Origin of the sequence: Lactobacillus xujianguonis (genome assembly GCF_004009905.1) — a bacterium.
In the GTDB taxonomy this organism is placed as follows: Bacteria; Bacillota; Bacilli; order Lactobacillales; family Lactobacillaceae; genus Lactobacillus; species Lactobacillus xujianguonis.
This window is the reverse complement of sequence record NZ_ML136874.1, coordinates 23,895-36,077: the sequence shown is the minus strand read 5'-3', so window position 1 is coordinate 36,077 and position 12,183 is coordinate 23,895. Positions and strand designations below refer to the sequence as shown.

Annotated in this window: 12 protein-coding genes and 1 tRNA gene; 11 read left to right on the top strand and 2 right to left on the bottom strand. The window is 37.1% G+C overall.

Annotated features, from left to right (window positions below; translation table 11 throughout):
- Nucleotides 1-5: 5 nt before the first annotated feature.
- The 7 genes from EJK17_RS02495 (at nucleotide 6) to EJK17_RS02465 (ending at nucleotide 7,059) form a co-directional block, all read left to right on the top strand.
- Nucleotides 6-269 (top strand): hypothetical protein, encoded by a 264-nt coding sequence (locus EJK17_RS02495; protein WP_103661511.1) that lies wholly within the window; start codon nucleotides 6-8, stop codon nucleotides 267-269.
- Nucleotides 270-362: 93 nt separating this feature from the next.
- A complete protein-coding gene (locus EJK17_RS02490) occupies nucleotides 363-1,019 on the top strand; it encodes a nitroreductase (RefSeq protein WP_103661510.1) in 657 nt (218 codons plus the stop codon).
- Between the two features lie 70 nt (nucleotides 1,020-1,089).
- Nucleotides 1,090-2,445 carry a hemolysin family protein gene (locus EJK17_RS02485; protein ID WP_103661509.1) on the top strand — a complete coding sequence of 452 codons (1,356 nt, stop codon included), beginning with the start codon at nucleotides 1,090-1,092 and terminating at the stop codon, nucleotides 2,443-2,445.
- Nucleotides 2,446-2,542: 97 nt separating this feature from the next.
- Nucleotides 2,543-3,112, top strand: a complete 570-nt coding sequence (gene hpt / locus EJK17_RS02480; protein ID WP_127796164.1) for a hypoxanthine phosphoribosyltransferase — start codon at nucleotides 2,543-2,545, stop codon at nucleotides 3,110-3,112.
- A gap of 384 nt (nucleotides 3,113-3,496) precedes the next feature.
- Nucleotides 3,497-4,051 carry a histidine phosphatase family protein gene (locus EJK17_RS02475; protein WP_103661507.1) on the top strand — a complete coding sequence of 185 codons (555 nt, stop codon included), beginning with the start codon at nucleotides 3,497-3,499 and terminating at the stop codon, nucleotides 4,049-4,051.
- An 80-nt stretch (nucleotides 4,052-4,131) separates the two neighbouring features.
- Nucleotides 4,132-6,513, top strand: coding sequence for a phosphoenolpyruvate synthase (ppsA, locus tag EJK17_RS02470; RefSeq protein WP_103661506.1), 2,382 nt, complete (start codon nucleotides 4,132-4,134; stop codon nucleotides 6,511-6,513).
- Between the two features lie 90 nt (nucleotides 6,514-6,603).
- Entirely contained in the window at nucleotides 6,604-7,059 is a 456-nt protein-coding gene (locus EJK17_RS02465) for a DUF441 domain-containing protein (RefSeq protein WP_103661505.1), read from the top strand.
- A gap of 52 nt (nucleotides 7,060-7,111) precedes the next feature.
- Here the strand turns inward: EJK17_RS02465 and EJK17_RS02460 are convergent, their stop codons facing one another.
- Nucleotides 7,112-8,434: an APC family permease gene (locus tag EJK17_RS02460; protein ID WP_127796163.1), complete on the bottom strand. Its 1,323-nt coding sequence runs from the start codon at nucleotides 8,432-8,434 to the stop codon at nucleotides 7,112-7,114.
- A gap of 107 nt (nucleotides 8,435-8,541) precedes the next feature.
- Between EJK17_RS02460 and EJK17_RS02455 the strand changes: the two genes are divergently transcribed.
- The 4 genes from EJK17_RS02455 to EJK17_RS02440 all read left to right on the top strand — a co-directional run bounded on the left by EJK17_RS02455 (nucleotide 8,542) and on the right by EJK17_RS02440 (nucleotide 11,929).
- Nucleotides 8,542-9,249, top strand: a complete 708-nt coding sequence (locus EJK17_RS02455) for a GH25 family lysozyme (protein WP_103661503.1) — start codon at nucleotides 8,542-8,544, stop codon at nucleotides 9,247-9,249.
- Nucleotides 9,249-10,481, top strand: coding sequence for a DEAD/DEAH box helicase (locus EJK17_RS02450; protein ID WP_103661502.1), 1,233 nt, complete (start codon nucleotides 9,249-9,251; stop codon nucleotides 10,479-10,481). Before EJK17_RS02455 ends, EJK17_RS02450 begins: the two co-directional genes overlap by 1 nt.
- Nucleotides 10,478-11,806, top strand: coding sequence for a PTS sugar transporter subunit IIC (locus EJK17_RS02445; RefSeq protein ID WP_103661501.1), 1,329 nt, complete (start codon nucleotides 10,478-10,480; stop codon nucleotides 11,804-11,806). The genes EJK17_RS02450 and EJK17_RS02445 overlap by 4 nt, the downstream gene beginning before the upstream one ends.
- Nucleotides 11,807-11,855: 49 nt before the next feature.
- Nucleotides 11,856-11,929 (top strand) — tRNA-Arg (locus EJK17_RS02440).
- Between the two features lie 47 nt (nucleotides 11,930-11,976).
- Here the strand turns inward: EJK17_RS02440 and EJK17_RS11720 are convergent.
- Nucleotides 11,977-12,165 carry a hypothetical protein gene (locus EJK17_RS11720; protein WP_103661500.1) on the bottom strand — a complete coding sequence of 63 codons (189 nt, stop codon included), beginning with the start codon at nucleotides 12,163-12,165 and terminating at the stop codon, nucleotides 11,977-11,979.
- Between the last annotated feature and the right edge of the window lie 18 nt (nucleotides 12,166-12,183).

Genomic DNA, 12,183 nt, shown 5'->3' with positions numbered 1-12,183 from the left:
AAGTAATGAAGAATTATCGTCCAAGTACTAAAACAGTTGTTGTCGGTTTAGTCTTAATGGTAGTTGGAATTTTATGTTGGGGAATTATGGCCCCACTAAAAGAAAATCCACACTTTTTCTTCTTGTTCCCATTGGGCTTATTATTGCTATGTCTTGGCGGATTAGAATTGACAATTACTGCCTTAGTTACAATGCATAAAAATGATTTAGCTTTTAGGCAAAATGAAAAGGCCAAAAAGGCTGCTGAAGAAAAAAATAAGACAAAATAAGAGGTTATTTCCACCTTCTTAAAGGATTTTCTTTATAATAAATATTGAAAAGAATTATGAGTTAAAATTTATCAAATAAAGGAAGAATAAGTAATGAGATTTAATGAAGTATATGAAAGTGAAAGAGCTACCCGTCGCTTCACTAATCGCAAAGTGTTGGATCGAGTCTTAGAAGAAATCGTCAAAGAAGCACAACATTCACCATCCTTACTTAATTCACAACCATGGCGAGTTTATGCAGTTACTGGCGATAGCTTAAGCAAGATTAAAGCCAGCTTTAAAGAAAAAGCTAAAGCAGGTGAAGAGGCTAACGAAGATTTTGCCTCAATGTTATCTTTGAATTGGGATACTTTTCCAAGTCAAAATATGGCAACAATGGGTGCGTCACAAACTTATTTCTTTAGAAATAAAATGGAACTCTTCAATAAGTCAAACAATGAAATGTTTAATGCGCCAGCAATTTATTATTTGACGATTCCAAAGAAATCTCCAGCTTGGTCTGTATTTGATTTAGGGATTTTTGCACAAAGCTTAATGTTATGTGCTATTAATCATGAATTGCATGTGATGCCTGCGCATTCTTTAGTTTCATATCCTGATGTTATCCATCAATATGCGGGCATTCCCGAAACAGAAGCAATCAGCATGGGCATTGCTGTCGGCTATAAAGATCGCGGCGCTGAAGTTAATGATCCGAAGTTTTTCCCACCACGTTTACCACTTGAAAAGATTTACAAGTTAATCAAATAAAAGAGTTTAAGAATGGTAGAATAAGGGATGTAAACAAACTTAAGAGATTAATAAAAAGGTGACAATAACTTTGAGTGATCCTGAAATAATAGAAAATTTAGTTGCCACTTTAGTTATTTTTGTCTTTGCGGCATTCTTCGTAGCTGCCGAATTTGCTTTGGTGCAAACTCGTGCTAGTCAATTAGAAGATATGCTAGCCAATGGTCAAGGCAATCAAAAAAAGCTAAAGCGCGGCTTGCACATGGTGCATAATTTAAATGAATATTTGTCCACTACACAGGTGGGAACAACTTTAGTTGGTGCCATTTTGGGTTGGTTCTCAGCTGATACCTTTGCGGCACTTTTACAAAAGCTGTTCAATTTAACTCCGATGAATCCATCGTTGGTTAAATCAGTGAGTGCGATTCTAGGCTTGATTTTATTGACTTATTTAGAAGTGGTAGTCACTGAAATTGTGCCTAAGAATATTGCTATTGATATGCCAGTTAAAATCCTGATGGGGATTATCACACCACTGCAATGGTTTCATACCTTAGTTTATCCATTTGTTTGGCTCTTAAATAGTAGCTCTAATGGCTTATTAAAGTTATTGGGCTTCCAATCAGCTGATGAAGAGAATCAAATTTATTCTCAGTCAGAAATTATTAAATTATCAAGAAACGCAGTTCATGGTGGTTCTCTTGATAAGTATGATTTAACTTATATGGAGCGGGCCTTTGAGTTAAACGATAAAGTTGCTAAGGATATTATGACTGATCGAACGCAATTAACGGTGCTTGACTCAACTGATAGTGTTGAAGAAGCTTTAAAGATGTATCTGAACGAAGGCTTCAGCCGTTTCCCAGTGGTTCGTGATCATAATAAAGATGACGTTGTCGGTTATGTCTATGCTTATGACGTAGTTCAACAAGTTCAGCTTGATAAAACCGTGCCAGTAACCAGAATTATTCGGACAATTATTACTGTTCCAGAGTCAATGCCAATTCAAGATATTTTGCATTTGATGATCAAAAAGCACACGCCAATTGTGTTGGTTGTTGATGAATACGGTGGTACGAGTGGTATTGTAACTGATAAAGATATTTATGAAGAGCTCTTCGGTTCAGTTAAAGATGAGATCGATGATGTTTCTGATGACTATATTATCAAAGATAAAGAGGGCAATGTTCATGTCTCTGGTAAAACTACTTTGTATGACTTTGAACGTTACTTCCATGCCGATCTCAAGGCCTTCCAAGACAGTGATATTATCACGATTGGTGGGTATATGATGGAACATTATCCTGATTTGAAGAAGGATGAAACTGTTGAACTTGAAGGTTATGAGTTTAAGTTAGACAGCATTGAGCAAGGCTTTATGCGTTGGTTTATTGTTAAGCCAAGTAAGCAAAAAGAATTGGCTAGTGTTGATGAAAAAGATAAGTAGTAAAAGAAAGCGTTATTAAGGCGCTTTTTTATTTAAAGATGTTATAATTTCCTTTATTAAAGAGATTATTATATTTAGTAAATTGAAGGGTAGATAAATGGTTAAAGGCGACAAGATTAACGATATTATTGATCACAAGTTGTTTTCTGAAGATGATATTCACGAAATGTGTGTCCGTTTAGGTAAGCAATTAACTGAAGATTATGCAGGAAAGCGTCCTTTGGTTGTCGGTGCTTTGAAAGGTGCAATTTACTTTTTAACGGATTTAACTAGACAAATGGATGTAGCACATCAATTGGACTTTTTAGATGTTTCTAGTTATGGCGATGGTTTTGAATCAACTGGAAAGATTAAAGTTGTCACTGATATGTCAGCCGATGTTAAGGATCGTGACGTATTAATCGTTGAAGATATCGTTGATACTGGTTTGACTTTAAAGTTTATGAAGGACTTAATCAAAAAGCGTGGTGCAAAGAGCGTTAAGTGCTGTGCGATGCTTAATAAAGAAGCTTGTCGTGAAGTTGACGTTGATGTTGATTATTATGGGTCAAAAGTTGGCAATGAATTTGTAGTTGGCTTTGGCTTGGACTTCTTGAACATGTATCGTAATATCCCTTATGTTGGAGTATTAAAGCCAGAAGTAATTCAAAAGTACGTTAATAAATAAGCATTAATAAGCAATAAGAATTGGAGAAGAATTTGGTAATTTTGCCAAATTCTTCTTTTTTGTTTAAAAAACACTAACTTAAAGATAGTTTTAAAAGAATGAGATTAATTTCCTAAAAAGTCAAAAATATCATTTGATCTTAATTTTCCAATAACTGCCAAAAATAAACCGGTCCAACTATGTCTATTCGTGCACATGGCGAAAAGACTGAGACAAGGCGGTTCTTTAGAAACTGACCAAAGTCTTTTTGATTTAAATCACAAAATTGGTATATATTGATAAATATTACTCATACATGACGTTAAGCGATTTTATGTATTATGCGGTATGCTTCAGGCGTTCACAAGATAGATTGATTTAGAGGGAAAGCAGGAATGCAAACTAATGAGAACAATATATCTAGTGCGTCATGGACAGACCTTGTTTAATGTTCATCATAAGATTCAAGGGACTTGTGATTCGCCACTTACTGCTTTAGGAAAAGCGCAAGCACAAGCCGTTCGCCAATATTTTTTACAAGAAGGAATTAACTTTGATGCGGCTTTTTGTTCAACGCAAGAAAGAGCTAGTTCGACTTTAGAAATTATTACTAATCACCAAATGCCATACACTAGGCTATATGACTTGCATGAAAAATCTCATGGTGAATATGAGGGACAAGATGAATTCATGTTACCTTGGCGTCGTGGATTTAGTAGGATTAACGCTGCGATGGAGGCAGATACTTGTGTTGAACAGCGAATGGAAAAAGCAATTACCCAAATTATTGATACCACTCGTAACCATGACACAATCTTGGTGGTAGGTCATGGGACAGCGCTGAGATTGTTTACTCAAGCAGTAAATCCGAAATTTAAGGAATATGACAATTGCGGTGTCGTAAAAATGACAGCAATTGATGATCAATTGAAATTTATTAACTATGTTGCCCCCAGCTAAAGATGTCGTATTAAATCCTAACTTGAAGTCAGAAAAAATACCAAATGCTTTTGTCCGGTAATTAAAGAAAAGAGATCAAAATGAACGCAAACAAACAGAGTTATATTTTATGGTTTGATGAATTACATCGTGATGATGTTGATTTGGTAGGAGGAAAATCCTCTTCTTTAGGCGAATTAACTTCTGAAACCAATGTGCCAGTACCGTATGGATTCGCAACTACAGCCACTGCTTATCGACATTTTATGAATTATTCCAATCTTAATCAAAATATTGATAAATTACTGGCTGATTTAAAGGATCCAGAAAACTCAGAGGAATTACATTATATTTGTTCAAAAATCAGAAAGTTAATGATTAGTGCACCAATGCCAGAGGATTTAGCACTTGATATTGGTTGTGCTTATGATGAATTGGCTCAGCGGATGCGGCAAAACGAACCGTTTGTGGCAGTTAGATCAAGCGCTACAGCCGAGGATTTGCCTGATGCTAGTTTTGCTGGGGAACAGGATACATATCTCAATGTTCATGCTAGAGAACAAGTTTTGCAAAAAGTACAGGAATGTTATGCCTCACTATTTACAGATCGAGCAACTTACTATCGGATTAAGCAAAATTTCCCTCAAGAAAAAGTAGCTTTGTCGGCAGCCATTCAGATGATGGCCTTTTCAAAGGCAGCGGGAGTAATGTTTACTGTTAATGTGGCTAATGGGGACGATACGAAGGTAATGATTGAAGGCTCCTGGGGTCTTGGTGAATATATCGTTTCTGGAACCGTTACTCCAGACAATTATGTGATTGACAAGAATACCATGAAAATCACTGATAAAACCATTACCAAAAAAGAAATTGAATTAGTCCGTTTGCCTTCAGGAGGAACGATTCAACAGAAAGTTGATGATGAGCGCGTTGAAGCTCCAGTGTTAACCGATGCTCAAATTGTTGAATTGGCAGGATATGCCAAAGAAATTGAAAAGCATTATGGCTGCTATATGGATATGGAGTGGTCGCTAGATCAGGATAATAAATTATGGTTAGTACAGGCGCGACCTGAGACAGTTTGGTCACGTAAGAAGAAAACGCAAGCTACTGAACAAGGAGAAATTGAAATGACGTCAGAACAAAAAGTATTATTAAAAGGTTTACCAGCTTCCCCTGGTGTAGCTTCAGGGAAGGTTCACATTATTGATGATCCAAAGGATATTAATGAGTTTAAACCGGGCGAAATTCTAGTTACTTTAATGACTTCTCCTGATTGGGTTCCTGCGATGAAAAAAGCAGCAGCGAATATTACCAATAATGGTGAGATGACCTGTCATGCAGCAATTGTCTCAAGAGAAATGCAGATTCCATGTTTAGTAGGAACAGTTAGTCGCGGCTTAGCAGCAACTAAAGCTTTAAAGAATAATGAAGTAGTAACCGTTGATGCTAAGAATGGTGTGGTTTATGCTGGTGTAGTTGAAAAGGTAGTAAAAAAGCAGCCGGTTAATAAGACTAGTTCAGAAGTAGTTGAATATTATCCACCAACGGCAACTGGCATTATGATGAACTTAGGTGATCCCGATTTAGCAGAAAAGTATGCTAGTTTACCTGCAGACGGTGTTGGATTAATGCGGGAAGAATTCTTATGGACAACCTATATTCATCAACACCCACTTTATTTAATAGAAACCGGACATCCAGAAAGAGTGGTCAATGAATTAGCAAATGGTATTGGTAAGGTTGCTCGCGCAATGGCACCAAGACTAGTAGTCTTACGTTTCTCAGACTTCAAGTCCGGTGAATATCGTAATCTTAAAGGCGGGGATAAATATGAGCCACATGAACCTGCTGACCTTCTAGGCTGGCGTGGTGCTTCACGGTATTATGATCCAAAATATATTGAAGCCTTTAAGTTGGAATTAGCAGCGGTTAAAAAGGTTCGCCAAGAATTTGGTTTAAAGAATTTAAATGTTATGATTCCATTCTGTCGCACGATTGAAGAAGCACGTAAGGTAACGGAAATTATGCGTGCTGAAGGCTTAGTAAGAAGTGTTGACTTTAAGGTTTATATGATGGCTGAAATTCCTGCCAATATCATTCTAGCTGATCAATTTAATCAATATATTGATGGCTATTCAATTGGTTCTAATGATTTAACGATGCTCTTGCTGGGATGTGACCGTAATAATGATGGAATTTCGCATTTATTTGACGAAAGAAACTTAGCGGTAAAAAGAGCAATTCGGCACTTAATCAAGGTCGCTCATCAAGACGGAAAGACTGTTTCCATTTGCGGACAAGCTCCTTCTGAGTATCCAGAATTTACTGAGTTTTTGGTAAGAAGTGGAATTGATTATGTTTCAGTCAACCCTGACATGGTTAAAGCAACTAAGAAGAATGTAGCTCATTATGAGCAAAGAATTCTGCTTGATCAGGCAACAGGTTTAGGCAGAAAAGATCAGACTGACTACAACTGGTAACATACTTTTCAGTTTGAATATTTGGTTTTAAAAAGATTAATTGTTATCCTAGAATAATAGTTAATCTTTTTTTAGTGGGAGTAGAACTGTATGGAAAGTTGGTTATTCTTAGCATTAATTTTAGTTGTAGCCTTAGTAGGACATAATATGTCATTAATTATCGCTACTGGGGTAGTGATGGTCTTAAAATTATTACCATTTGCTAGTAAATGGTTACCAGTGATTGAAGCCAAGGGTATTAATTGGGGTGTGACTGTAATTTCGGTTGCAATTTTAATTCCAATTGCGACAGGACGGATTGGCTTTAATGACTTAATTAAGGCTTTTAAAAGTCCAGCTGGTTGGGTAGCTGTAGCTGCCGGAATTGCCGTTGCTATTTTGTCTAAATATGGTGTTGATCAATTAGCTGCTGTGCCGCAAGTTACAATTGCTTTGGTCTTAGGAACAATTATCGGGGTAGTAGCCTTTAAAGGGATTGCGGCCGGCCCTGTGATTGCGAGTGGGATGACGTATTTAGTAGTCACGCTCTTTAATTTACATTTTTAAACGAAAAAAGTGAGTGGAAAGAAACTTCTGTTTCTGACCACTCACTCTTCTTTTAGTTCATCAAATTATGATTTTTAGCGTTTTGTTTCTGCTTGTAATAGTAAATTGGTAAACCCAAAATAGTTAAGCCAATTCCAATCAATGATAAGAAAAATTGGTTAATAATTGTTGAGACGATAATAAAGATTCCACCAACAATTGACACTAATGGAATTACCGGATACCAAGGAACCTTAAAGGGCCGCTTTAATTCTGGTTCGCGCTTGCGCAAAATGAAAACGGCAATTGACAGCATGGTTGTAAAAGTCCACATGACAAAAACTAACATATCCGTTAAAACGGTAAAGTTTCCCAGTAAAATCATGATAATCGCAATACTGTCGACAATGATTGCACCAATGACTGGGACACCAGTATGAATGTTAGCTTTACCAATTTTATTTGAGTAAGGGAGCAAATTGTCTTGTGCCAAAATATAAGGTGTTCGCATCCCCGTTAACATAAAGGCATTAACAGCACCATAAACAGAAATTAAGATACCGATAGTTACTAGTTTACCTCCGAATTGGCCGAATAATTTCATGGAAGCTTCAAAAGCAGCATTATTGTTGTTTACCAAATCTGGCAGTGGTAAAACGGTGAGGAAGGTATAATTGATCAGTACATAAATGACGGTAATTATTGAAAGGCCAGCAATGATTGCTCGTGATAAATCCTTTTCTGGATTTTTAACTTCATTAGCTAGATTAGTAACCACAATCCAACCTTCAAAGGCAAATAAAGCAGAAAGTAAACCTTGGCTTAATCCGCCAGCGAAGTTTTGTCCTGCGCCGACCGTAAGTGGAAAAAGATTAATGCTGATTTGGTTTTGATTAAATAAACCCCACAGAATAATCACGGCAATTGGGATGATTTTTAAAACGGTGATGACTGATTGCATTTTGCTTGAAAACTTAGTCCCAATTAGATTGATGCCTAGTAAAATTAAAACCAGTAGAATGGCTACTAAATTTGCGTACCGCGCAGGGATATCAAATAATGACACAAATTGAACGCCAAAGATGGAAGCTAAGGCTCCAATTTGAGCGGGGAAGTAAACAATCATTTGTGCCCAGCCAAATAAGAAGCCGAAGACGCGACCATAAGTGTAATCAAGATACTTAATGGCACCGTTCATTTTTAAACTAGCAGCGATTTCAGAAACAGTTAAACCTGAAGCAATGGAAACAATTCCTGCTAGAATCCAGACGAAAAGTGTCATTGAGGTACTGCCAGTTTGAGCAGTAATGGTACCAATCTTGAAAAAGACACCGGCGCCAATCACTGAGCCAACTACTGTAGCTAAAGCTTGAAAAAAAGAAATTTGTCTGTTCATTAAATTACCTCATAAAAGTGTGGATACAATTGAATCCATTATACAGGATAAACAGGGCTTGGTATAGTTTCAAAGATTGGTTAAAATAGTATCTTGAGGAGGACAAGATGAAAAGATTCAGGCATAAATTAACCTTACCGATGATCTTAACTTTGCTAGTTTTAGCAATTGCTGGTCTTTTCATCGGTTTTTTCAATTTTAAGCATCAGACTACGCAGCCAAGTAATTCTAATTCCAGTGCGTTAGGTATTGAACTTAATCAAGATGTGGATTATGTTGATTTACATAAGTTACAAGCCAATGGCATTTCTTTTGTCTATTTGCGCAGCACACAAGGAAGATCATATTTTGATGAAAATTATTTAGCCTATCGTGACCAAGTTTTAGGAACAAAATTAGCTTTTGGTACGGAAGTTTATTATAGTAATGAGTCGACTGCTAATCAGCAGTATAACTTTTTTATCAAAAAAGTTGGCTTAGAAACTGGTAGCTTACCGGTTTTAATTACTCCGGCTGTTAATAGTAGAAATGCAAGTTACTTACGGTCAATGGGCAGGTTTAGTCAATTATTGCAATGGCAGGGTAAAAAGATTGTTGTTGCAGTAAGTAGCCGCTATCGTAAGTTTTATCCAGCAGGTGTGCAGTTTATGGCTACTGGGAAGCGGCAACCTGATAAGTTAAAGTATGCCTTTTGGCAATATACAACTGATGGCCGCGTTAAAGATGTTAGTGGATTAGAAAAAGGTGTAACAATGTATACCTATAACGGTACAGTTGCACAATATAAACAGAAGTATGGGCAGTTAACACAATAATGTATCAAGAAAAGATTAAAGCAGTTCTACAAAAAGAACATAAAGATCAACCAACAATTATTCAAAAAGAAACGTATGAAGCAATTCGCAATGGTGCTAGCTTAGTTGCTTTAGCTAAAACAGGGACAGGCAAAACTTTGGCTTATGCCTTGCCAGTTCTAGAAAAGACGAAAATTGGTGCCGCTAATAGTGCAATTTTTATTGCGCCAACGACAGAATTAGCTGTGCAAATCCGTCACGCAATTAATCCATATTTAAATGCCTTAGGGTTACACGGCGTTTCCTTAGTAGGGGCTGGTAATCGGAAGCGTCAAGAAGATAACTTGAAGAAAAAACATCCTGAAGTAGTTGTTGCTACTCCCGGACGGTTTTTTGATTTTTTCTCAAGTGGTCGAATTAAAATTAATCAAATTAAGACTTTGGTGATTGATGAAGCTGATGATATTTTAGAATTTACTAAGATGGAATTATTAAGTTCTTTAGGACAAAATTTAGCTTCAAGTGCCCTGATTCTTTTATTTGGTGCGACCGATTCAGAGATTACGCGGGAAGCTGAAAGTGTCTTTAATCGGACCTTTTTGTTAATTGATGTTCGTCCGCAGCAAGAATCAACAACTAAGCATTATTTTCTGCAAGTTGATAATGCTCATAAAATTGAATTTTTGCAAAGAATGACCAAACTTGATAAGTTTAAAGGAATTCTCTTCTTTGATTCAAATGAAACAATGATGCGGTTTGCCGGGATTTTTGGTCATACTAAAACTAAATTTGAATTGTTAGCTAATGAATTTGGCAAAGAAAGACGTGAGCGAGCCTTGCGTAATTTAGCTCAAGGGAAGACCAACTTGCTTTTAGCAACGGATTTAGCGGCTAGAGGCCTCGATATTCCAGGTTTAACCTATGTCATTAATTTTGAAATTCCGAGTGAAGTTAATACTTATCTGCACCGGGCTGGCAGAACAGGTCGGATGAATAAAGTAGGCTATGTTGTGACTTTAGGGGATGACCATGATTTCCGTGATTTAAGAAAATTGCTGGCAGATCAAGTTGAGGTTACGCGAGTTTATTTTGCAGGTTTTCATTTAACAGACAAAAAGCCTAAGAAAAAGTCCCAAGAGCAAACTCCAACTGTTAAACAGCAAGTTAACACAAAAGGAAATAAAAAGAAGAAAAAGAAACGGCGTAACAAGAATAAAGGGTATCATCCCCACTATTTGAAGGTGAAGAAATGAGTCGATTAGTCAAGTGGTTAGAAGATTATATTTTACCGATTGCCAATCGACTAGCACAGGTTAGATGGTTAGTTTCTTTACGGAATGCTTTTATTTCGGTGATGCCGATTACTATTGCGGGTTCATTAGCGGTTTTAATTAAAAGCTTAATCAGCGTAGCTAAAACTCAATTGGGTTGGGATACTTTTGCGACAGTGCTTCATCCTTTACTAGGTATCAGTAATATTGTTTGGCGTGGGACCTTTTCTTTATTTGCACTATTTTTAGCAGCAGCCTTAGGTTACCAATTAGCGAAAACCTTTGAAGCTAATCGCTTGGCAGGGGCTATTATTGCGCTTGCTTCCTTTATGATGAGTGTGGCAAATTTTGTCCAACTTTCATCTGATGGGAAGACAATGACGGTCCAGCATGCGTTTGATATTTCCCAGTTTTCAACCACTGGTATTTTTACGGCGATCTTGTTTGGCTCAGTTGGTTTTGCGATTTATGTTTTATGCTACAAAGCGCGGTTAATTATTCCGTTAAAGGCCAATCTGCCTCATGCTGAACAGGCTGCTTTTGATTCGCTTTTACCAGGGATGATTGCCATTTTTAGTATTGGCGGTATTAATTATCTTTTTCAACTAGGAACAGGAACCTATTTTGGTAACTGGTTATTGCATTCAATTCAAGTGCCACTGATTAAAGCTGGGCAAGGCTTTGGCATGGTTATTTTAGTAACTCTGTTAATTCAAATCTTTGGCTTCTTTGGTTTAAATGGATTGAGCGTTTTAGCTCCAATTGTTGATTCAATCTGGTTGACTGCTCAAAATGTCAATGTCACGGCTGCTAAAAGTGGAAAAGTCCCGCAATTCTTATGGGTTAGAGGGTCGTTTGATGTCTTTGCTTGGTTTGGTGGGACTGGCGGTACTTTAGCCTTAATTATTGCCTTGTTTCTTTTTTCTAAACGCAGTGATTATCGCACGATTGCGAAGGTGGCCTTGGCACCGGGAATTTTTAATATCAATGAGCCGGTAATTTACGGGTTACCGGTAGTTCTTAATCCGGTTTACTTTATTCCGTTTGTTGTTGCACCAATTGTTAATGTGGCCTTTTCTTATTGGATCACCGTGATGGGCTTAGTCAATCCGGTTCAGGTAGCAGTTCCGTCAATTGTGCCACCAGTGCTTGCACCATATCTAGCTTGCAATTATGATTGGCGGGCGATTGTTTTAAGTTTGCTTAATCTGGTTATTGCAGTTTTAATTTGGATGCCGTTTGTTTTTGCGGCTGATAAGATTGCGCCAGTTGAACAATCCAAAACTTACTTTAATGTGGAATATTAATGAAAATGATTAGCTTTTATCAAGTATTTTTGATAAAGTTAATCTGTATGGTCCTGTAGCTCAGCTGGATAGAGCATCGGTTTCCTAAACCGTGTGTCATGGGTTCGAATCTCATCAGGATCATTAAATTAAAAACGTGCCTGGAAAAGTACTTTTCCAGACACGTTTTTTTAGTTTAAAGGATGAAGCATACTCATTGTGACTAAGCCCCAAACAACAAATACACAAATAAGTGCAGTATAAAGTAGTCGCCGCCGGGTTTTGGCAGGGCGTTTTTTATCTAAACCAAAAACCAAGCAGAACGAGCCCACAAGAATAAAAAGGGCAGCTGTTAAGAGATAAGCAAATCCTAAATTCATCAATATCCAACTTTCTAA